This window comes from Shewanella sp. 10N.7, from assembly GCF_020806285.1.
GTDB lineage: Bacteria > Pseudomonadota > Gammaproteobacteria > Enterobacterales > Shewanellaceae > Shewanella > Shewanella electrodiphila.
The window spans coordinates 1-22620 of sequence record NZ_JAJGZS010000015.1 but is presented as its reverse complement, the minus strand read 5'-3'; the positions used below and the strand labels follow the sequence as shown (position 1 = coordinate 22620).

General features: G+C 39.4%; 21 protein-coding genes. 9 read left to right on the top strand and 12 right to left on the bottom strand.

What is annotated here, in order from left to right:
• Positions 1 to 294: 294 nt before the first annotated feature.
• Positions 295 to 1101, bottom strand: coding sequence for an SDR family NAD(P)-dependent oxidoreductase (locus tag LMH66_RS10945; protein ID WP_102529430.1), 807 nt, complete (start codon positions 1099 to 1101; stop codon positions 295 to 297).
• A gap of 326 nt (positions 1102 to 1427) precedes the next feature.
• Here LMH66_RS10945 and LMH66_RS10940 point away from each other — a divergent pair, with 326 nt between their 5' ends.
• Together LMH66_RS10940 and LMH66_RS10935 are read left to right on the top strand one after the other, a co-directional pair.
• Positions 1428 to 1748, top strand: a complete 321-nt coding sequence (locus LMH66_RS10940; RefSeq protein WP_229370041.1) for a hypothetical protein — start codon at positions 1428 to 1430, stop codon at positions 1746 to 1748.
• A 191-nt stretch (positions 1749 to 1939) separates the two neighbouring features.
• Entirely contained in the window at positions 1940 to 2344 is a 405-nt protein-coding gene (locus LMH66_RS10935; protein ID WP_229370040.1) for a YgiW/YdeI family stress tolerance OB fold protein, read from the top strand.
• Between the two features lie 161 nt (positions 2345 to 2505).
• On the opposite strand, the gene LMH66_RS10930 is transcribed toward LMH66_RS10935, so the two are convergent.
• The 3 genes from LMH66_RS10930 to LMH66_RS10920 form a co-directional block, all read right to left on the bottom strand.
• Positions 2506 to 3192: a hypothetical protein gene (locus LMH66_RS10930; RefSeq protein WP_229370039.1), complete on the bottom strand. Its 687-nt coding sequence runs from the start codon at positions 3190 to 3192 to the stop codon at positions 2506 to 2508.
• 76 nt (positions 3193 to 3268) lie between these two features.
• Complete coding sequence (locus LMH66_RS10925) at positions 3269 to 4333, bottom strand: YHYH protein (protein ID WP_229370038.1); 1065 nt, start codon at positions 4331 to 4333, stop codon at positions 3269 to 3271.
• A gap of 251 nt (positions 4334 to 4584) precedes the next feature.
• On the bottom strand, positions 4585 to 5634 hold the full coding sequence (locus LMH66_RS10920; protein ID WP_229370037.1) for a putative porin: 1050 nt from the start codon (positions 5632 to 5634) through the stop codon (positions 4585 to 4587).
• A 357-nt stretch (positions 5635 to 5991) separates the two neighbouring features.
• Here LMH66_RS10920 and LMH66_RS10915 point away from each other — a divergent pair, with 357 nt between their 5' ends.
• Positions 5992 to 6522 (top strand): NUDIX hydrolase, encoded by a 531-nt coding sequence (locus LMH66_RS10915; protein ID WP_229370036.1) that lies wholly within the window; start codon positions 5992 to 5994, stop codon positions 6520 to 6522.
• A gap of 319 nt (positions 6523 to 6841) precedes the next feature.
• On the top strand, positions 6842 to 8038 hold the full coding sequence (locus LMH66_RS10910; protein ID WP_102529436.1) for an alginate export family protein: 1197 nt from the start codon (positions 6842 to 6844) through the stop codon (positions 8036 to 8038).
• Between the two features lie 117 nt (positions 8039 to 8155).
• On the opposite strand, the gene pdxY is transcribed toward LMH66_RS10910, so the two are convergent.
• From pdxY to LMH66_RS10890, 4 genes are all read right to left on the bottom strand, one after another.
• On the bottom strand, positions 8156 to 9010 hold the full coding sequence (pdxY, locus tag LMH66_RS10905; RefSeq protein ID WP_229370035.1) for a pyridoxal kinase PdxY: 855 nt from the start codon (positions 9008 to 9010) through the stop codon (positions 8156 to 8158).
• Positions 9011 to 9423: 413 nt separating this feature from the next.
• On the bottom strand, positions 9424 to 11040 hold the full coding sequence (locus tag LMH66_RS10900) for a bifunctional aspartate transaminase/aspartate 4-decarboxylase (RefSeq protein WP_229370033.1): 1617 nt from the start codon (positions 11038 to 11040) through the stop codon (positions 9424 to 9426).
• A 99-nt stretch (positions 11041 to 11139) separates the two neighbouring features.
• Positions 11140 to 12843 (bottom strand): aspartate-alanine antiporter, encoded by a 1704-nt coding sequence (gene aspT / locus LMH66_RS10895; RefSeq protein ID WP_229370031.1) that lies wholly within the window; start codon positions 12841 to 12843, stop codon positions 11140 to 11142.
• Positions 12844 to 13287: 444 nt separating this feature from the next.
• Complete coding sequence (locus LMH66_RS10890) at positions 13288 to 14190, bottom strand: LysR family transcriptional regulator (protein ID WP_229370029.1); 903 nt, start codon at positions 14188 to 14190, stop codon at positions 13288 to 13290.
• A gap of 454 nt (positions 14191 to 14644) precedes the next feature.
• Here LMH66_RS10890 and LMH66_RS10885 point away from each other — a divergent pair, with 454 nt between their 5' ends.
• The 5 genes from LMH66_RS10885 (at position 14645) to LMH66_RS10865 (ending at position 19505) form a co-directional block, all read left to right on the top strand.
• Complete coding sequence (locus LMH66_RS10885; RefSeq protein WP_198589612.1) at positions 14645 to 14848, top strand: DUF1656 domain-containing protein; 204 nt, start codon at positions 14645 to 14647, stop codon at positions 14846 to 14848.
• 23 nt (positions 14849 to 14871) lie between these two features.
• Positions 14872 to 15735 (top strand): HlyD family secretion protein, encoded by an 864-nt coding sequence (locus LMH66_RS10880; protein WP_229370027.1) that lies wholly within the window; start codon positions 14872 to 14874, stop codon positions 15733 to 15735.
• A gap of 42 nt (positions 15736 to 15777) precedes the next feature.
• Entirely contained in the window at positions 15778 to 17277 is a 1500-nt protein-coding gene (locus LMH66_RS10875; protein WP_229370022.1) for an FUSC family protein, read from the top strand.
• A 286-nt stretch (positions 17278 to 17563) separates the two neighbouring features.
• Entirely contained in the window at positions 17564 to 18514 is a 951-nt protein-coding gene (locus LMH66_RS10870; protein WP_229370020.1) for a hypothetical protein, read from the top strand.
• Positions 18515 to 18929: 415 nt separating this feature from the next.
• On the top strand, positions 18930 to 19505 hold the full coding sequence (locus LMH66_RS10865; protein ID WP_229370017.1) for a hypothetical protein: 576 nt from the start codon (positions 18930 to 18932) through the stop codon (positions 19503 to 19505).
• A 229-nt stretch (positions 19506 to 19734) separates the two neighbouring features.
• Here the strand turns inward: LMH66_RS10865 and LMH66_RS10860 are convergent, their stop codons facing one another.
• The 4 genes from LMH66_RS10860 to LMH66_RS10845 all read right to left on the bottom strand — a co-directional run bounded on the left by LMH66_RS10860 (position 19735) and on the right by LMH66_RS10845 (position 22452).
• On the bottom strand, positions 19735 to 20202 hold the full coding sequence (locus tag LMH66_RS10860) for a hypothetical protein (protein WP_229370014.1): 468 nt from the start codon (positions 20200 to 20202) through the stop codon (positions 19735 to 19737).
• A 574-nt stretch (positions 20203 to 20776) separates the two neighbouring features.
• A complete protein-coding gene (locus LMH66_RS10855) occupies positions 20777 to 21523 on the bottom strand; it encodes a S1 family peptidase (RefSeq protein WP_229370012.1) in 747 nt (248 codons plus the stop codon).
• A 104-nt stretch (positions 21524 to 21627) separates the two neighbouring features.
• The gene (locus LMH66_RS10850) at positions 21628 to 21942 is read right to left on the bottom strand and encodes a hypothetical protein (protein WP_229370010.1); all 315 of its coding nucleotides are present in this window, start codon (positions 21940 to 21942) and stop codon (positions 21628 to 21630) included.
• A 33-nt stretch (positions 21943 to 21975) separates the two neighbouring features.
• Positions 21976 to 22452 (bottom strand): hypothetical protein, encoded by a 477-nt coding sequence (locus tag LMH66_RS10845; protein WP_229370006.1) that lies wholly within the window; start codon positions 22450 to 22452, stop codon positions 21976 to 21978.
• Positions 22453 to 22620 lie beyond the last annotated feature (168 nt).

The window sequence follows — 22620 nt, the reverse complement described above, 5'->3', positions numbered from 1 at the left end:
AAAGTTTCAAAAGGAGATATGAGTCATATTTTAATTGATGAGTGGCTGACTAACTTGTTTGAAATCGCAGCAGTTTTAGCTTTTTTATTGTCATTTAGCGACTAAACTATACAGCTTGTTTAGCTTTAAGTTGAAAAATTTCAAAGCGTTTAGCTGCTGCAATACTTAACTATATTGATATTATTGAAAAGCGTTCGTTGTAAAAATAGTAGTGGTTAATTTATATAAGACAGTACGGGTATTGTTATAAGTACCCGTAGTTTTATTTTAAAAAGAAGACTGACTTAACTTAATTTAACTCAGCTCTGTCAAAACTTGCTCTAGCACGTCTACCACTTTTGCTGTTTTAGCCACATCTAAAGCGTCAGGGTGAGGAGAGGCGAACTGTCCTCTATCATTATCAAAATATTGCCCTGTTGCCTCTGCAAACTCATCAGCTAACGCTGCGCGAGTTAATATATCTGCGCCAATCGATAAGTCGCCACCTGCAACGCCGTATGCTTGTTTGACCATTTTACTGCCAAGCATTGATGCTGGGTTAACTGCCACAATCATTGGGCCTGTTCCTTTAATCGCTAACCCTAAATGGCGTGACCACATCGTCAGTGCCAATTTACTTTGGGCATATACGGTTGAGTCAGACAATGGGCTTGGTTTAGCCATATCATTGGCAGAAAATGCCGCCTGTGCTGCAGAAGATAAGTTAACGATACGACTACTTGAATCCATGATAGGCAGTAATAATTGGCTTAATAAATAGGGTGCATAAGTATTAACCGCATAACGTGAATCTAAGCCATCTAGGGTAATTAATGTGCTTGGGTTATAAACCCCTGCGTTATTAATTAGCACATCAAGGTGATTATGCTTGGCTTTGATTTGTTTAGCCAAAGCTCTTACCTCTTCCATGCTCGATAAGTCGGCAACGTAAGACTCAATTTGTGATTCATCTGCTGCTGTAGCTAATAGATTAACAACGTCAGTCAGTTTATTTGGATTACGGCCATGTAATAACACCTTATGACCTTCAGCAATTAACATCTTTGCTGTTTCTAAACCAATGCCATCGGTAGAGCCGGTAACAAGAATCGTCTTTTGCATGATGAGTTCCTAGTGATTAATAAGTTACGGGACTGCCTTTAAGGTTTCATTTTTAAGACTTTAAGACTTTAAGACTTTAAGACTTTAAGGCTTAAAAATTGATGTTTTATAAACCTATCGCCCGCACATTCAATATATTAATGTTAGCAGGTATAAAGCGATTGATAAGCGAGAGTTCAGTAGAATTAGTTTATAGGTTTTGTTAATAATAGAGGGCGTGAGTAAGCTTTTATTAATCACTGTAGACTAGATGTTGGCCGCATTTTTGATTGCAAATATCATGTTAAAGTTTATGCTAATTCTTTTCGAAAGCTGTGCTGATACTTATGACCGTTTCAAAAAATTCCAATGCCATTTCTATCGTAGTTGTCTTAATTTTACTGATTGCTGTTATCACAGCTGTGATAATGATTAATCAGTCTAATCAACATAAGGGGCCTGCAGTATGGAGCTCGTTTGTGTATAAAAATGGCTATACTTCAGCTGCCTACGAAATGGACACCGACTTCACCGATTATCAGTCCTGCAAAGTTCACGCTCAAACGGTATCAGCTAAATATGATAATGCGCCGTGGCAATGTGGTTCTCAGTGTCGATTTGACTCAATGCGCCAAGGCTTTGAGTGTGAGTCGATGGTGAATGATTAGCTGATAGTCCCTATTTAGGTAACCAGTGCGGCAACAATATCCTTTTCAAGACAGGTCTTAAGCTGCCTTAATAAACTTCACAAGTTAACCATTAACGATGATTAATATTAACCACTGTAAATGTCAGCTTTTGTACAACTAATTTATAGTATGATGTTCCTATTAAAAGTTAGCTATTTTGAGGTCATCAAATGAAGAAATTATTAGTGTGCGGCGTGTTATTTGCTTCAACAACAGCAATCGCCAGCTCTTCTGAAGGTTATACTGATTCAGTCGTTACACCATCGGCTAAAGCAAGTGTTAGCCAAGTAGGAGGCTTTACTGGTCCAAGTCGAGGCGTGGTGAATACAGCAGCTAAAGCGTTAGAAGCAAAAGATGATACTCCTGCAGTATTAACAGGCTATATTGTCGAGTCTTTAGGTGATGAAGAATATCGTTTTAAGGATGATAGCGGTGAGATTGTGGTAGAAATTGAAAATGATGATTGGCATGGTATTCAAGCAACTCCTGAGATCAAATTAACAATTATAGGTGAAATTGATAGTGATTGGTCGTCAACTTCATTAGATGTTGATGTGGTAAGACTGGCTGATTAATTTAATCACTTATTGTTAGCAATGACTTTAAAGACATAGGTATTATAAATAGATTAAGATTAAGATTAAGATTAAGATTAAGATGAAAATGGCAACCTAAATGGCTGCCGTTTTGTTATGAATATCAAAGGTAACTTAATGCTAGTGTGAATGTTTTCATTTTATAGAACGGAAAATAATTGATGCGATGGAGCATTTACTGAAATTTGAAATACTTTTTTCTGCTTATCCTCTTGCCGAGTGACACTCATATCAATCACTTGTTCACTGAAACTTTTACCAAATAATTGATTCTCAAATATGAGGGGATCTTGATTCTTGTTGAGTTTGAACCTGCCCATAACGATGATTTGATCTGATGGCTGTTTAGGAGAGCCATGTGAAGCCAATGAAATAATCAACCCTTGCAGAGGCAGTGGGCCAGTAGCATCGCTTAAACTTACCCGTTGTAGAATGATGCGGCTTATTTGTTGTCGATGCTGTTGTAATTCATCAGATGATAGTTTTCCGTCATTATTTTGATCAATGCTCAGGTTCGACATTGATATATTGCCGATTTTTTTATCAACATCATCAGAGCCATCAGAGCCATCAGAGCCATCAGAGCCATCAGCAGCATCAGCATCAGAGCCATCAGCAGCATCAGAGCCATCAAGTTCAGTCAGACTATTATCAAGAAAATGAAACGCCGACACCGGCAGTGATAGCACCATAAAGGCACCATCATCGACTAAGTTAATTGTGCCATGTTGGGCCACCATCATATGTGCCTGAACAGATGAGAATGTTAATCCACTCAAGATGATACAAGTAGTGATCCCTGCAGCGAGTTTCTTTATTAATTTCATGTACTCATACTCTTAATAGGTTTTATGCTTGATGGCTTCATTGACTTCATCATGATGCCAATAGTTAGACAGTTATTTACAGTTCACCTTTTACACAACGTTGAAAGTAGGGGTAGCTGTCAGTGGCATAGTAATGATAAATGCCATCAGGAAACTCAGGAGTGACCCCAACACGGCCATTACACTCATCCAAATCACCTGAACCTGCTACGTACTCCCAATCTTGCGCGAATGTACCCAATGGATATATGTCAGTTGATGGTCTGCTACTGCTGGCGTTGGTCACTAACTGATAACTGCCTGTAATGGTTTTAATGGCAGAACTGGCATCGTCTGCGATGCTATAGCCGTAACGAGCATAAATAGGAAAGCCATCTGCTGCCCAGCCGATAATGGTCATTTTATCGCTGCTACCACCTTGTAAAGTGACGAAGCCTTCTGGCATGCCATGGTAATGGTATTCACCGCCAGGTTGAACATGGGCGTTATTGTCATCGGTGCCAAAGTTGAAACTTGATTGGCCCAATGCTTCAATATTCCAGTTGCCGTCATTGCCAACTAAACTGCAATCATCACCAGAGTCATCACAAGTGCCAGCGGTACTAGCATCAATTTTTACCCCATTAAGTACATAGCCTAAAACACCTCTGGGGCCACCAAGGGTTGTAGCAGTGTTACTTTCTTCAGGGGTTAAGGTGTAACTGGCAGAAACATCTTGCTCATAAATGCTGTTTGGATTATTTGCATTAGGAAATAATCCCACTTCATGATCAGGGATCCCATTAGCATCAAGCAAGCGTTCACCTTCCTCGCAAGTCCACTCGGCATTACTGGTGTTATAAACCGATTCAGATTCGTTATAGGTGCTATTTACATAATCACACAGCACACCATCTGTTGAACCTGTTGAAGGCGTTTCATTATCAGGGTCGTCTCCAGAATCATCACCAGAGTCATTATCAGAATCATCACCTGAATCATCAGTAGAGTCGTCTGGAGTGGTGATAACTTCATCAGCATCTTCAACAGCAGTATCATCATCGCTACTGCCACAAGCCAGTAATGTGCTTGTGATGAGTACAAATAAGGCTGACTTTATTAGGCTAATTGAGTGTTGCTTGGTCGGGGCAAAGAGTTTCATGGCAAGGGCTTCCACTTGTTATAAAAAGCAATTTATAAATAGGCAGTTATCAAGAGCTGTTTACAAGCCTCTAGGTACAGAGGTCTACTTGTTAAGCGCTTGCTTAATTGAGTTTGGTTTATCCTAGCGTTAAAAAGTGCAGAAACGGTGCAGGAAATGAGGGGAAACAGCGTGATTGTTATCGGCTTGTTGCGACAGGTTTTGGGGAACTGCCACAACAGGCTATTTAGGAAAATTTAAATGATGTCTATTTAAAAGCGAGCATTGATGTCAATTCCTAGCAATAAGTTGTCTGAGAGTTCATCATTAAATTGCTTTGCTACGCTAAATTTAGCTGAAAAATGTTGAGACAATTGCCACCAGTAAGCGGTGTTGACCCCATAATGATTAAAGCTATCGGAATAGTGGTTTACGGAGTCATCAGGAAGCAAGCTGTTTTTAATTACAAAAGTCCCATCGACATCTTGCCAAGCGTAATTTACACCGATTGACCATGCATGATTAATATAAAAATCAGCAGCAAGGTATAGGTGATGCATTGTTTGCTCATTGGTATTGGTAAAAGCTCGTTGAGGATCGTTATCATTAGCTACCAATTGGCTGAAATTACTGTTGTTACTATCACGATATTGCCAACTCGCAAATAAATTAATCCCACTGAAAGACTCCATCGGAATATAACTTTGTAGATTAACACCAAAGATGTCAGCTTGATTATCAAAGTTGGCATTCATCACCCAATCTTGGCTGTCAGCATTTGGGTTTTGGTAATTGTCTGAGCCACTTTGGTTTTGATAGAAAACCGAGACGGATGATGTGTCATTAAAATAATAGCCAAGATTAATGCCGTAAAGTGATTCATCATAAGGATAAAACCAGCCATCAGAATCATCATTGATTTGCTGGTAATTAGCACCGATAAACCATTTTGAAGCAAATACATAGGTACCATCAATTTGATAGTTTGTCGTTTCGGATAAATCTGACTTTATATAATTCACCCCAATATTGGATGATTGTGCCAAAAAGGTATTCAGCGCCAAAGGTCCTTTATCAGTATCGACAGTATTTAAGTAATAGCGGTAACCAGCCAATACTGAAGTATTGTCGCTGTTGTCATTATCGTCGATATACGCAGCGCTGATATCGTGATGAAAACCATTAGATGCTGAGTTTTGCTGATTATCAGCTTGCGCAGTAAAAGCCAATAAACTGATTGATATTGCCGTTGCTAACTTTGTTGCTAACTTTGTTGCTAACTTTGTTGCTAACTTTGGTGCGTGAGTCTTGAGCTTGTTCATAGCGACGTCCTTGTTATTTTAAGTGAAAAATATTCTTTTAGTTGTTGATTACAATTACTTAACAGTTGTAGCGTTATGTGTCGTTAAAGTCCTTATTTATCAATGTCTTATGTTGTTATATTGCGTAATAGAGATTATTAAGTAAAGATTTATTTGGTCTTTTTTTGCGCGTCTCGGTGCTATAAGTGACAAGTTAGCGTATGGCAGAGGTTTTAATAATGAGAGGGGGCACTATTGATGTTGGGTCATTTTTGCTTTTGTTTATTGATTAAAAATTGATTGACGTTTGGATGAGGGAAGGAATATTTCCTATGAAAAATAGCGTATCATGCGCGTTTTTATTTTGATGATCTTGTTATGCGCCATTTAAAAACCAGCCACCACCCCGACACACCTAGTCAGTTTGTTGCTCAACAGCAAGACTCAATGTTAACTCGCCGAGCTGCGAGGGCAATTGTACTGCAAGGTAATACTATTTTAATGCTCTATACCGAGCGTTATCATGATTACACTTTACCTGGTGGCGGGGTTGATGATCATGAAGAGTTTGAGCAAGGTTTAGTACGAGAACTACAAGAAGAAACTGGCGCTAAATCAATTCGTAATATTAAAGAATTTGGCTTGTACGAGGAATATCGCCCTTGGGTACGTGATGGCATGACGTTAATCCATATGTTGTCATACTGCTATACCTGCGAGATAGATAGTGAATTGGGTGAAACCCAGTTTGAGTCCCACGAGATTAATAATGGCATGAAACCCGTGTGGATGGATATTGATGAGGCGATTCAACATAATCTCAATACCATGACGAACAGTGACAAAAAAGGTTTATCCATTGAGCGTGAAACTTTTTTATTAAAACTTATTAAAAAAGAGCTTTTTTGAGCCGTTTAAAGTCGATTTTGAAAAAATTCAATAAAGCCTGAAATGCTTATTTCAGGCTTTTTTTGGATAGTCATTTTTATTTAGGCTTTATTGGCAGGATAAAAGTAAAACGGTAATCAATTATTTAGTAAATAATATATGAGTCAATGCTAAAAATACCTATTTCGAGGTATGCTAATTTAGTATAAGTTAATGATCTGGCTCACAAATATTGATGCGTAATTGTAGCTCTTTTGTAACATTGTTCTAGATCAATTATTTCATTTCATTTCACCTTTATAACATCACTCGAGATGATGAAATAAAAGGATTACAATAAATGAAATTAAGTACCCTCACATTAGCCGTTCTTGCCAGTTTAGCGACTTCTACGGCCTATGCTGAAACTGAAACTGTTGACCCATTGAAAAAAGCCTTTATCGATGACTCGTCAGTGAATGTGCAATTTAGATTGCGCTATGAAGATGTCGATGTTGCCAATGTGGATCAACAAAACCAAACCACATTACGCACACGTTTAACTTATCAAACAGGTGATATATATAATTTATTTGCAGTAGCGGAAGTTGATGATGTTCGCTCTACGGATAATGAACCACTGATCGGTGATTATAAATATACCCAAATCAACCAAGGTTTTATTGGGTATAAAGGCCCTGCTGAAACGTTAGCTAAATTAGGTCGCCAACGCATTTTATTAGATAACCAGCGTTTTGTTGGCGGAGTGGGCTTCCGTCAAAATGAACAAACCTATGATGCGGTTTCGATTAAAAACACCGCGATTGAAAACTTGACGGCTTACTATGCGTATGTCGCTAATGTAAATCGTATTTTCCCTGAAGGTTCAGGTAAAGAAGAACATGAAAACGAAACCAGCTTAATCAATATCAATTATAAAGGTTTAGAGTTCGTTAATTTAACCGGTTATGGTTACTTGATTGATAATACTGATGTTGCTGCCTTTTCTACTGATACCTTTGGTATTCGAGCTGCGGGTAATATCAAATTAGATGCGCTGAAAGTCAGTTATGAAGCTGAATATGCGCAGCAGTCTGAAGGGGGTGATAACCCTGTAAGTTACAGCGCGGATTACTACAAGTTAGGTGCGGGTATCGATTTTGACGCCTTTGGCGCAAAAGTGGGTTATGAAGTATTAGGTTCTGATAGTGGTAAAGCTGGCTTTATTACACCATTAGCAACACTTCATGCCTTTAACGGTTGGACTGACAAATTCTTGTTTGGCGGAAAAGGTAACTGGGATAACGGTTTAGTCGATACTCATGTGATCTTAACGGGTAAAGTTGCCGGTCTTAAATTACTAGCCAAATATCACCAGTTTGAATCAGATTATGGCGATATTGATATGGGAACAGAGTGGGGCGTTGCTGCTACTTACCCATTTGCTAAGCATTACAGCTTAGGTGTGAAATATGCCAGCTTCAGCGGTGCAGATGAAGGCTATGACTTTTCAAATGATACCGATAAATTATGGTTAACATTCCAAGCTAACTATTAATGCTAAGCGGATGAAACATCTTGCAGTCACTGCTTTGGGTGTGTAGTGACTGTTGTAACTCCCCCCCCACCTAGTTTGCAGGAATCTAATTGATTCCTGCTTTTTTATGTCTAAGTCTTAAACAACTTTGGCGTGAAATACTTCAGTTGGCTGAACGAGTTCAGCTTGAGCTGCAATGGTTTGTAGCTCCCACTCTTGCCTTTTATGGGTTTCTTTTAATACCCCATAACAAGCGTTAGTGGCATGTTCAAATGCTGTTACTGCGCTCATGTCTTGTAATAGCCCCCCAGTAAACAACGCTGATATTAAATCACCCACACCAACAGGCTGGCGGTTAAATTCAAGCTGTGGTCGCTGGGAAATATACATGCCATCTGCAGTGGCTAACATCATGGTAAAGGTGTCATCAGCAATAGAGTGCAGGTGCTTTACTAATACGATTTTAGGTCCTAGAGTCAGTGCTTTTTCGCAGGCGAGTTTTGCTTGTTCTAGGTTATTGATTTCCATGCCTGTAAATTGAGTTAATTCAAATTGGTTAGGCACAATGACATCTGCGATAGGCATGACATCATTGATTAATTGCTCAGTGATCCCGTCTGCCAGAATGCAGCCTTTTTCAGGATCGCCCATCACAGGATCGCACACATAAATCGCATCAGGGTTTTGTTGTTTTACACTGTTAACGGTATGAATAATTGCCTGGCATTGTTCTGCACTGCCTTGATAACCTGAAAGTATCGCTTGGCAATCCGCCAGTTTACCTATGTTGTCGATACCTGCCACAAGTTGGTTGATGTCGTCAGCAGAAAATGCACGACCTTTCCAACCTTGTTTATATTGGGTGTGATTTGAAAATTGTACCGTATGAATAGGCCACACTTCCATGCCCATGCGCTGCAGAGGGAACACGGCAGAACTGTTACCTGCATGCCCAAATACCACGTGAGATTGAATTGAAATAATACCTTTCATGTAATGACCTATTATAAGTAAAGTTGTGATGAACAATGCGAGCACAATACTGGAAGAATGCCATGTTCTGACAATGATGCTGCTGGTTAACGTTAGCTTATAAAGGCTTACGCGATTGATTTCAATATGGCTAATGATAGTCTGTGATCTTGAATAGTCATAATCCTTGTTGATGGATGAAATCCACCAGTAAGGCTTTCTTATGCACAAGGTTTTATGAAGATTCTTAGAAAAGCTATTCGAGCATACAAACACGCCAATCTAATGATTGGCGTTAGTATTTACAATAGTATTGACGGTTATTACTGGTAATAGTTTTAGTAATAGTTTTAGTAATAGTTTTAGTAATAGTTTGGCACGATTACTGTCACGAGTACTGGCTCAGTTAAGTGAGCCAATACAGGTGTTATTCATTACGCAGTAGCTGCTTGAAACTCAGTAAAGTAATCGTTCAATACTGAGCGTGTTTCACGGCCAATTAACTCGTATTCGTGATGAGTTAAGTTTGCTAAAGAAACGCGTACTGATGGATGCACGACGTCAAAGCCTTTACCTGGAAGTAAGATAACTCCCGTTTTGTGAGCTAAACGGAATAGGAAGTCTTTGCCTTTACCGCTGTCTTTGAACCATTCAACAAACGCTTCACCATAAAGTTTGCCACCTAAAGTGTCTAGCTCTAGTAAGGTGTAGTAATCAACACGGTCGACGTTTTCTTCAACTTCAATCCCCATATTTTTGTAAAGGGTGATGTAACGTTCACGGATAATGCGTTTACAAGCTGCTTTGTAGTTGTCTTCTAAATCCATTAAGCAATTTAAAGAGAACAACGCCATTTGAACTTGCTGTGGTAATGCTAAACCAGCGGTGTGGTTTAGTGCTACCGCGCGGCTATCAGCAACGATACGGTCGATAAATTTGATGCTACGTGGATCAGGAGTGATCGTTTTGTAGCGGTTATCAAGTTCTAGCTGATGAGCTTCAGGTAGGGCACGCATAGCATCATCAAACACATTGCTGTGATGGATACCAATGGTGCCTAAACGCCAGCCGGTTGCACCGAAGTATTTTGAGAATGAGTACACACATAAAGTGTTGTATGGCAGTTTTGCAAACAGTGACACAAAGTTGTCTGCAAAGGTGCTGTATACGTCATCAGTAATGATAAATAAGTCACTACGTTGGGTGTTTACAAAGTCAGTTAAGCGGTTCAGTGTATCGTCAGAAAATTTCACTGACGCTGGGTTTGCTGGGTTAACCACACAAAGTAGTTTGATATCAGTATCAGCTAATTTTTCAATTTCTGATTGCGGTAACTGCCATGTGGTTTCATCAAGGCGAATTTCAACGACTTCTAGGTCGTACTCAGCAAGCTCTGGAATTTCTAAGTAAGGGGTAAAGATTGGCGTGATAAGTGCCACTTTGTCGCCTTTTTTAAGCAGACCATTGTTTGCCATTGTGGCGAAGGTATAGGTCATTGACGCAGTGCCGCCTTCAGTTGCAAACAAATCAAAGTCAGAATTCATTGGCAAATCACCATACATTTCTTCGCCGATGTATTGCTTAACGACTTTTTCAATGTTAGTTAGCATACGTGATGGTACTGGGTAGTTACAGGCAAGGAATGCGTTAACAAATTCATGTAAGAAAGACTGCTTTTCGATGCCTAAACGGTCTTTGGCATAGCTAATCGCTTTTTGTAAAAACTCAACGCCTTCACGACCTTGATTCGCTTTAGCAAAGGTATCGAAACGGGCGACAACACCGTCACCATCTGGGATACCGCCAAACCCTTGATTGAGGTATGAGTAGCTGCGCTCTGACTCTTCTAGTGCGAAGTCACCTAAACGAAGGAACGCTTTACGTGGCAAGGTGGCTAAAAAGTTTGGGTTACCACGGCCAGCATCTAACAAAGTGCGATCAGGTACTGATTGTGCAACTTCGATAAGTTTATCTTTCAGTTCAAATGGGCTTAAGTCTGCAAATTGAGTGAAATCGATTGCCATTAGGTCGTTAGTGTTTTGATTGTTCATAGTTTGTACCTTTTGATATTTGAAAATCTGATATTGGCGAGCTAGTTGAGTGAACTCACTCGCCGAAATGTTGTTAAATTTGAAGCTATTACTTTGAAATTACTGAGTTGACACGATGCCGACAATGATAGGGCCCCAAAGGGTGAGCAATACATTGGCAATGGCATAAGTCACTGTGAAAGCAAATACTGGTGTCGCGTTGCCTGCTTTTTCAAGTAAGGCTGCGAATGCTGGGTTAGCGCTGCGGCCACCAGAAACACAAGCTAATGCTTCAATTGGGTTCTTAATTTTCAATACGTAGTAAGAAATAAAGAATGAAATGATTTGTGGAATAATGGTCACTGCCATACCCAAGAATAATAAAGTTAAACCGTGTTCTTTCATGGTATTAATGGCTTCTGGGCCCGCTTGCAAGCCAACAATGCCGACAAACACAGCTAAACCAAAGTCACGTAAGAAGGTAGAAGCGCCTAAAGGTAGTGAGCCAATAGCAGGTTTACGGCTACGTAACCAACCCACGAATAAGCCTGAGATTAAACAACCCGCGCCAGAACCAATTGTGACGGGAATACCGGCAATTTCGAAACTGATTAGGCCAATTAGTAGACCAGCCACCATACCTAAACCAAAGAAGATATAATCAGTGGCAACGGCTGAGCCTAAACGCTTACCAATATTTTTCTCTACACGGTTAATGTCTTTAGCGGTACCCGTTAGCTGTATGATGTCGTCTTTAGCGACGATAAAGTCAGCGTCGACAATTTGTGAATGACCACCACGAATAATGTCGGTGACATAAACGCCACGGTAAGTATCCGCATTGGCTTTTGCTTTAACTTCAGCAATGGTTTTACCCACTAGGCTGGCATCTTTCGCAATAAGCTGACGATTTTCTTCAATTAAGCTGATTCCTTTTGGCATAGCAACTTCACAGCTTGCAGTGTTCATATAACCTGCAATCGCTTCACGGCGGCCAGTGACAATGACAACGTCGCCAGCTTGAATTGTGATGTCTTTATCAAGCTCAATGGCATTACCGTTACGGTCAATCATTTCGATAGCAATATCGAGCAAATCTTTATTGATGTGTTGACTAGTGCGGCCAATGAAATCGCTGCTGCCATCAATTTGATAAGCACGAGATACCAGGTCGGTAATGGCGTTAAACTCACCAACTGCTAGCTCTGGTTTTCCGTCTGACATTTTTTCAGCAAGCTTAAGTGCTTCGCCGCGGATATCCCATTTCATGAAGGTCGGAATTAACCATGACACCATTAAAATTGGACCTAATGAACCAAAGATGTAGGTCACGGCATAACCGACTGCTACGTTGGTTTGCATCAACTGTTTAGCTTCTTCGGTGACGTTACCTAGCTGTGATATAGCATCACCTGCTGTACCGATAATGGCTGATTGTGTTAAGCCACCTGCTGCAAGACCTGCTGCTGTGCCGCTATCAAGATCAAACATCAATGCTGCAGCAAGTACACAGAGTAAACCTGTGACTGTCATAACAACTGCAGATAACAAGATGTTGATGGTTCTGAAGTTAAGCGCACTGAAAAATTGTGGTCCGCCTTGATAACCGACTGCGTAAATGAATAACGCGAAGAAAATGGTTTTTACACCTGGGTCTATTTGTACTCCAAATTGGCCAATTAACACGCCCATGATTAAGGTTCCTGCTACGCCACCAAGCACAAAACGGCCGATGGTGATTTTACCGATGAGGTAACCTAACGCGAGTGTAATAAATAAAGCGATGTAAGGAGATACGGCAAATAGATTTTCGATAATGCTCATAATATTTGCTGCCTTAAAATTTAATTCAAAAGTGAATAATTACTGGTTAATTTGAACCATTGACTGATTCACTATTGAACTGAATGTGAGTGATAGTTCGTGGTTTCGGCAGCAATATTAGGGCAGGAAACTAGACACAATTAATCCCATTTGATGGATCGAATCCTCTGTAGGTTTGTATCCTGAGAGAAAATAGAGTGGTTTTGTGTTTTAGGTTGTTGATTTTTATCAGTGAAATAGAAGTTAGGAGTCTAGGGGGGAGATTATTATATTTGAGTAATATTTGCAGAAATATCCCTTAAGAGATATAAAAAAGAGGTAAGTCGTGAAGCTGCATCCTATTCAGACCGAGTAAAAAGTGAGAAGTGAAGAGTGAAACGGATGAAAAACGGCTTATTGATTGTGCTCAATAAGCCGTTAAAAGAAAAGTAACTAACCGTTAAGTTACTCTGAAATTTGAGGGTAGACAAACTCTGCAAAGATTTTGGAGATAATCGCTTTAATTGGCGCAATTTGTTTTGAATACGGTGCCCATAGCGCTACAGGGACACTAATATGATCAAGAACTTGTTCAGACTTGAACGTAACGACTTTGTCTTTGAAGCTTGGTGACATGGATACTAAGCTAGGCAATAAAGCCCAGCCAACATTCGCTTCGAGTAATCTGAGTATTAATGTCATTTGATCGATGATTTCATGATCTGAAGATAATATGACTTTTTGTTCCATTTCGTCATCGATCATGGCTTTCAATACTAATTGCTTTGATGATTTCATCATAGACATGGTTTTACTTATAGGTGCCGTAGCTAATGGGTGCTCTCTACCTGTATATAAATAAAAATCTAAATTCTTTAAAAAAGTAAAGTCAATACTGTTGACCACTTTGCTGTTGTAAACATTGACAATAGCCAGATGAATACTGCCATCTTCAATGCCTTTTTTGACTTCTGGTTTAGTGCGCACTACAAAGTGCACTTTCATATTGGGAAACTCTTCCAGCAACTTAAGACGAATGTCGCTTAAAATCCCGGGAGACATGAAGCTGCCATAAGCGATAGTAATAGATTCAAGCCCACCAGAAGATAAACTGAGCGCCATTTTATCGAAAGTCAGTGCTTGTTGAACCGTTGTTTTGGCGTAAGTGTAAAGCAGTTCTCCATCCTCAGTTGCTTCGACACTGCGACCGACACGATTAAACAGCTCTACTGCGACTTGATCTTCTAGGTTGGTAATCACTTGCCCAATAGTTGTACGGTGCTTATCTAACTTAACTGCAGCTTTACTAAATGAGCGCTGTTCATAAACCGCAACGAATGCGCGTAATTGCTCTAAGCTAAAATTCATCGGGTATGGGCTCCATTTATCATTATTTCTGGTTAAGTGACTCGCCAAGCTACGTCATTTGATGCAGATTGAGAAAATTACCTTCAAGAGTCAGTGTAATTAAACCCTGTATCAATTGAAACAGTAAGCAAGCGTATTCAGTTGCTTATGAGGTATTTCTTTACCTGCTTTGTTCATACTCATCATTTGTTTTAACAAATCCACTCAAAATGGTTTATTTGAGCGATTATTGGCTCATTGAATACGATGTTCGTGCCTCACTAAATATTATTAAAGATAGTCTCTATTCAGTCATTGGTACAAGAGCCAGTCATGGGAATAACTTTGACGGGTCTCATCCTCTTTAAGCGATTCCGTTAAACAATAATCAATCGATACAATAGTCGTCATTAGCAGTATTGCTTATCTAAAGATGCTGCTCCCTTTTATAGTTATAACTCGATTGGTGACACAAATGCCTCATGAATTTGCGATTGGAGAAGTGTACTTTCCGCCGCTGTTAATCGTTGTAATGTTAGCTTATTTTCTTACCGTTGCGGTTACATTTGTTGCTGGCAAACTCGGTTGGCAGCGCGTTATAGCGTTGCCAGCATTAGTTGAACTTTGCATGGTGGTGATATTTACCGTGTTATTAAGTCGATTTATCGCTTTTACCTAACTCATCAGACTTTGGAGCTCGATATGTTTCGTATAATTACCACACTGGTGATGGTTGTGATTGCTGCAATAGCAGTGTTAAGCCAGTATCAAAACTACGCTGAAAATCCTTGGACCCGTGACGGCCAAGTAAGAGCGCACATTATTCAAATAACCCCAAGAGTGACAGGCCCTGTAACGAACGTGCTGGTAGACGATAATAGCCGCGTTAAGAAAGGCCAATTACTGTTTGAAATTGACCCGAGTATTTACCAAGCTGAGTTAAGTAATGCTAAAGCAAAGCAGATGCAGGCGAGCGCATTATTAGATAAAGCTAAAAATGAAAATCATCGCGCAGTGGAACTTGAGAGTCTCAAGCACGGCACGGTTTCTGAGCTTGATTTGAATAACTTTCAAAACGCGGTGCAAACAGCTAAAGCTAACCTGGCTGCAGCAGATGCAGTGGTTGAACAAGCTGAACTTAATGTGGCTTATACCCATGTTACAGCGCCTACAGACGGCTTTATTACCAATCTAAACCTTAGGCAAGGCGCCCAGGTTGTGGCTAACAACCCTGTTGTTGCCTTGATTGATGAGAACAGTTTTTGGATTGAAGGTTTCTTTAAAGAAACTGATTTACAAGGGGTGAATATGGGGGATGAAGCTCGCGTGACGTTAATGATGAACCCAGATAGCCCGATAGAAGCGAAAGTTGAAAGCATTGGCTTTGGTATTGCTAAGTCAGATGGCAGCACAGGTAATACCCTATTACCTAATGTGAACCCTAATTTTCAATGGATCCGTTTAGCACAGCGTATTCCCGTTAAGATCCATATTGAACATGTTCCTGAAGACGTACAACTGCGTGTTGGCACCACCGCCTCAGTGCAAATTTTTAATGGCGCTTAATAAGCTGCAGACCTGATATTTATGGTGCAAAAGGGGATTAATATGTTGGGTATTGCTACTAAAGAAGCCATTAAAGTCGCTCTGGCTTTTACCAGTGCCATTGTATTGGCATTGTTATTTGGCTGGGAAAAGCCTTATTGGGCAGCCATTACCGTTGTTACATTGGCGGCAAATGAATCATATAGCCATTCAATTCAAGCTGCACAAAACCGTATTATGGGCACAATAGTGGGGGCTAGCATTGCTATTGCAATGATTGCCTTTTTTGCCCAAGAGCGAATGCTATTTATTGGGACATTTATATTGCTTGCTGGCATTAGTACTGTGATGTCTTATGATCGCAAACACGGATACTTTGTCAGAATTACGTTTATTGTATGTACTCTAATATGCTTTATGGGAAGCTTTGACGATATAACATCAGTCAATATGATTTTTCTTCGCTTACAAGAAACATTACTGGGCGTGGTGATGTTCTCGCTTGTGTATCGATTTGTCTGGCCGATAAATTCTGAAGTCAATTTTTATGCACAACACAACAGCATCACAGAGCAATTAACTGAATTAGTTGCAGAGCTAACCGACTGCTTGAATGGCAAAAAAGAGGTGAGTATAGATCAGCTTTTAGCCCATCAGGCTAACTTAGCTAAGATGACCGAAAGCATCAAATCCCAAAGTTTAATTTTAGATTTGCCCAGTGCAGGGAGTTACCAATTATCCCACCAACGTAAACAGTGGAAGCTATTGACCATTGCGAGTTATGAAACGATTGAGCGTTTAACTCAATGGCTTGAGCAAGCTAAGAGTATCGTCGACAGCGCAGATGCAGATGCAGATGCTGAAGTGATTAAAGTGTCTTTACTGCAAGCCGTTTCTAATGAAGATAGCCTTATTCAACTGAACGAAAAATTGATGCAGAGCGCATCAATGGTGACGCGTATTCAGGTAGCTAAAGATTATTTGCTGAGCACCTCAACACGTATTGATAAAAACAGCAAAACCTTTACTGATATCAACGTGACTTTGACATGGCAGGAGTTAGTTAAACAATGGGATATTGCGCTTCCGCTATCGTTGCGCATTAAAGATGGCTTAATTGTAATGGCGGCATTAGCGACCAGTTTTGCTTTGTGGATATACACGCCGTTACCTAATGGCTATATGTTTCCGATGTTGTCTGCGGTGATGGCTGTTAATTTGATTGCATTACCAAAATTTATTGTCAATGAAGCTTTGGTCGGTATCTGTATTTTTGGTGCTTTAGTGACGTTGGAATATGTATTTATCATGCCTTCTTTTACAGAAGTGTGGCATTTAGCCATGTTCTATTTTGTCAATATAGTGGTGATTTGGCGACTTTGTGCAGCACCTCAATTAGCTTTGCAAAAAGTGATTGGTGCTAATTTACTGGTAGTGCTAACCATGAGTGCGCTGCACCTTACACCAAGTTTTGATATTACGGTGTCATTAAATATGTTGGTACAGGTATTCATGGCGATAGCCGTAGTTCGGTTTTTTGTGGGCGTATTTAAAGAGGGCTAATAGCTTCGAATGAAATTTTAACAATGCTTGACTCAACTGAGTTCAAGCTTGTGAATTTGCTGACGACAAAATCAACAGTTGAATTAATTTTTAATGGCGTAACACGCTCATTCCTTTAACATATGTAACGCCATTCTTGCTGTTTTTTTACACGCTGGGGGTAGATTTAACCTTAAGTGAGTTAACACTTTGAATCCCCCATTTAGTCTTGTAGCATGCGATTTAAATTATGTCGTTTAGCAAGTGCATGTCTTTAAATGGTGTACTGCAAGCTGGGGAGTTAACAATGCTGACTTATCACCAATCTGTACGCTTACAAGTTGACAATGTATTGGTTCAATATCATATCTTTGATACTGATGAGCCTTTAATGGTGACATTTCCCCCTTCTAGTAATGCGATGTCGCAAGAGCAAGTTGATGCTGACCAGCAGGCATGGAGTTTTCAGTTTTTTGCTAAAAAGAAAATGAATGTGATTTCGTTTAATCATATTGGTGGTGAAACCCATTATTTTGACTCAGCAAAGTTTGCCGCATTTATTGATGACTTGTCTGATTCATTATTCCCATTTCCTGCTCGGATTGGTTATGGCTGTAGTAAAGGCGGTTTTGCAGCAGCATTTCATGCCAAAGCGTTAAAGCTAGATAAAGCCTTATTACTCATGCCGCTAAGTACCTATTGGCAACCTAATGCACCGTGGGATCCAAAGCTGAGTAAACACACCGAACTGCAAGTTCAAGATATGTCACATATTGATGCAAGCCATTGTGAAACGCCATTAACCATTATCTACGATCCATTGTTTATTCCTGATACTTTACATAAAAAACGCTTTAAATCCTGTGTTGCCAGTTACCGCATTCCTGGTGTGGGCCACAGAATTGCGCGGGCTTTACAGCATACAGGTTCGCTTAAAGAGACAATATTGGAGTTTAGAGAAGGTGAGATTAATGCAGAGCGTTTTTATCGAGTTGCAAGAAAGCGAAAGCAATTAAGTTATTACTTTCGTTCAATTGATAAGTCCAGTACTCAAAAAATGACACCTAAGCGTCTCGGGGTCATCTATTTACATCGATTTTATCAATATAAATCCCAGAGTATTGATCTGGATAAATTAAAATCTCGACTACAACAAAGTATTGAAAAACGGGTTAATAGCCTTTGTGGTTTGGTGCAAGGGAAAAGCATTATTGCAGTGAGAAATTTTGCTGGTGGAACTGCGTTTATGTTTTGTTAATTTACCAGCTTTCTTGGGCTGTTCTGAGTTTGCAGTTCATTGCTCTCAATTTTTTTGGGGAGTAAATAAATACAAAACGAGCATCTTGCTCGTTTTTAGCCAATTAGACTCACTCTTCTGCAAAGCATAGTTTCTAAATTCTTCTTCGTTTTCCCTTTTCCTTTTTCGTTTCCCTTTGGCTTTCCCTTCATGTCTTTTAGGGGAGATTCATATCTCAGTTAGGTTTCATTTGATTTTATTTTTGGCGTTAAATGGTAACTATATCCGCCAATAATAGGCGATTATTTGTGCTGTTAAAGCGCAGTTATTCATCTGGTTGCCAAACAGAGCTGATGTTGCAAATGGCTTATGTAGTAAATGACAGTTGCGCTCTTGAATAACAACAATTGATTATCTAACTTTTATTGGAGGTATTATGTCTAAGCTTAATCAGACTTTATTGCTAAAAACTGCAGGTCTTGTATCTACTTTTGCCGTTGCCGCAGTGATGAATTTTACCGTCATTAATAGTAGTTATGCTGAGCAGTATGTTTTTCCTCAGCAAAATCAAAGTTCAGAGCTACAGGCTAGTGATGAGGCAAGCTGTAATAGTTGGGCTGTATCGCAAACTGGCTATAACCCAAGTCAGCCACAAACTATCGCCACAACAACACAACCGACGCAAGTTACACCAGATAGTAATGACTCTGCTGATAGAGGCTCTGGCATGCGAGGAGCTATGGCTGGTGCAGCCGCTGGCGCTATGATTGCCGAATTTGGTGATGATGATCGTAGTGACGCTGCGCAAAATGGAGCCGCTATTGGCGCTGTGGCAGCAAGACGTCAAAGTCGCCGCAGTAATATTCAACAAGTTGAACAGCAACAACAAGCGGCTCAGCAGCAAGCTGCGCAACAACAGGCTCAGGTACAAACTGCAAATGCCCAAGGCGAGGAAAACTTTTATCAAGCTCGCGCAGCTTGCCTAGAGGGTAAAGGCTATAGTGTTAATTAGACTTTCATTAAAAGATCTTTTTATAGCTAATACATAGCCACCCATTATTTTGAAGTTATAACATAAAGCTAGACTGGGTGGGCTAATTAATGAACTACAACCTTCTTTGAAAAATTATTTTCAAAGAAGGTTGAATACCGAGGCCTAGACAACTCCCCCACGAGCTTTGAAATTTTCGAGCTGGACAACGATTTGGGGATAAGGACTGTTTATTCACGATAGGGCATGATTACTGTTTTTTGTTAATTGTAATTACATAGTAAGTGGCAAAAGGCCGAATAAACTGCCAAACAAGCAGTAACGACGCTAACGGAAAAAACAAGCTATAAATGTTGAAGTCCGCATGGCCCTTGGCTGCATCTATCATCCATTGGGAAAACGCTGACGTGGCAAAAAAACTATAACCAATTACAAATAACATTATAAACTGCGCTTTACCTTCAATAAAGAGTGCCAATACTCTGCCGAATGTGGACAGTTTTCCCCCTTGAGAAGCTTCATGCATTGGCATTTGTTTAAGTTTAGACCGAGCAATGACAAAAATGATTAAAGCGAACAAAGGTATTAATACAAAGAGGGCCCACTGCAAGATATAAAGGTCAGCAATTTCACGCATAGCAACTGGTCTATAGTTCATCTCTGCATCAGAAAACGGACCTGATTTTAATAATTCCCAATAAAATTCTAAGTTTTCCATGTGAATATAAGGCATTCTGAATTGCTCGAACCACATAAATAACGTAAATAGTCCAAGGTATAAAGCCAGTAATGCATTAACAGCTAGAGTCTCAGTTGATTTTCTTTGTGCGATTGAAGGCGTTATTGAAGTGTTAGTTTGAGCTGTAATACATGCACGAAAAAACATACTAATATTGTGAATATGATACTGCTTAAAAGGCATATTAATCTCTATTGTTAATTTGAAAAATTTATCCTCAAAGCATTATATGATAATTCTATATCAATGAAATAATTATGGTTTATCTTACTGTGACCTCCTATTATCAACTAGATATTCGTTAAGTTATATGGTTTTATGTGTCGATGAGGTAATAGCTTTTTGTGCGGATGCTTACAGTTGTTTTGAAAGTTGTTGGGTTTCTTTTACTTATTCTTACTTTGCTCACCCACACCCACACCCACACCAAAATTCATTTACTGATGGCCAAAGGACTAAATACTTCATCATTAATCACCGAATATTAAGCAGTAACTAAAGCCTTATAGAGTGTTTGATATTTAGTCACATGGAATGGGTGACCATGTTGTTGCTACTCCATAGATTTTTCTATCCATTTTTTGAAATATGAAATGCGAGAGTAGTTTTCAATTACCCCATATTTAGCTTCTTGCCATTCTGTTGGCTCTGCATTTTGCCATGAACTAACGCCCACAATATAAAGTCGATTATTCATTTTAAGTAGTGCGGGTCCACCAGAGTCCCCCGGACCACTAATACCCTCTAATGCCAAAGAGTCTTGTTCACTATCAAACTTAAACCGAACCCACTGCCCAGAAGTTTCTGTGACAACATTTTGCGCAGCCCTTAATCGAGCATCAGCACCAACAATTCCTACTTCACCAGTGCCAAAGTCCCCGCGACCGATAAACGTCAAAGTTTTATGAAGTTCATCTTCTTTGTCATATAAAGCAACAGTTTCACTATTAGGGATAGTCGATTGTAACTGGACAAGCGCTACATCATTTGGAAATTGCTTATCTTTCCAATCAGGATGTTTAACAACTTTCTTTATTTTGTAGTAAGAATCTTTAAACCTGACTTTTCCATCAATTAACAAATAATTGGCGACATGAGCAGCGGTAATCACCCAATCTTCGGCAATTAGAGTCCCAGTTCCTTCGACAATTTCTTTATCTCTATAATTTCCGTAAAAGGTAACTATCGATTTATTATCTTTTGCAAATTCTAGATATTGAGACTCATCTACATCATGTCGCATTATAATTGCACTCGATGGAAATGATAAAACGAGTAGGATTAAGAAACTCCATTTCATGAATTATTCCTTTAACGCCTAATTAGGTGCTGGTAATAGTTTGCTAAAATTGTGTAGCGTAGCTAAACCGAGTAAACTGTAAGCAGTCCCGCTTTTAATTCTTGTTAGGTGTTTGGATACACCACTAGTGAACTTCCTGAATCTAATGCTTCCTCATAAAAACCAGTAAAGCCTTTAAATGACTCAGTATTTAACACTTCAACTTTAAGAGGATTACCTTTTAAATTTGATAAGTCACCAAAGCCAAATTTACCAATTTCTGATGCTGCTATTTCAAAGTTTAAATCGTCATTTTCTTGTTTGAGAAATAGCATGCAGCGATGTTGATTGCCTATTTCAGGAAAAGTATATTCGTATTCTACTTTTCCAGAAAATGTTCCCTCAAATCCGTAGATAACGACAATATACATTGAACACATAACCCACTGTTTTAGTTGCGTTTAAGTGCCTTGTTATGTTTTAGCCATAGAAAAATTTGCTGTCACATCAATTTGAGCGACACATTGGAAATGCGCAGTTGCATCATTAACATTTTTTCTTAGTTTAATTTTAAGTTCATGTTCGTCAGGGCTATTAAACATAATAATTTCATTTACAGCGTTAATTAATTCAAACGCCTTAATTCTTACATCATTACAAGATATTATTTGGACTTCATTATAAATTCGAAGTAAATCGGTATAATCAGATTCCTGACACGAACAATGAGAAAATAGGTATTTTTGCACCATCGTCTGAGTTTGAGCTAAAAACTCAACGTATTTATCTTTCCTTACATCTTGTGCATTATAGAATTTATTTCTAACTTCTTTTTCAACATCATGAGATTGGGTTCTTTTTAATACAGCATAACCCGAAACAGCAGTAATAATTGACCCAAATCCAATTTTCACCATTGTATCCGCAACATCAACCCAATTTAGACTCATTAAATACTCCAGAGTGATCGAAAAACATAACGCCCCACTAAGAGGCAAATAATAGTTGGTTAAAATAAGCGACGAAGGAGCAAAGACCAACTGTTATTTGTCCTTTTGAGTGACTTGTATGGATAATAAACCCACCTAATTTACAAATACTTCCCTGTTTCGGGTAAT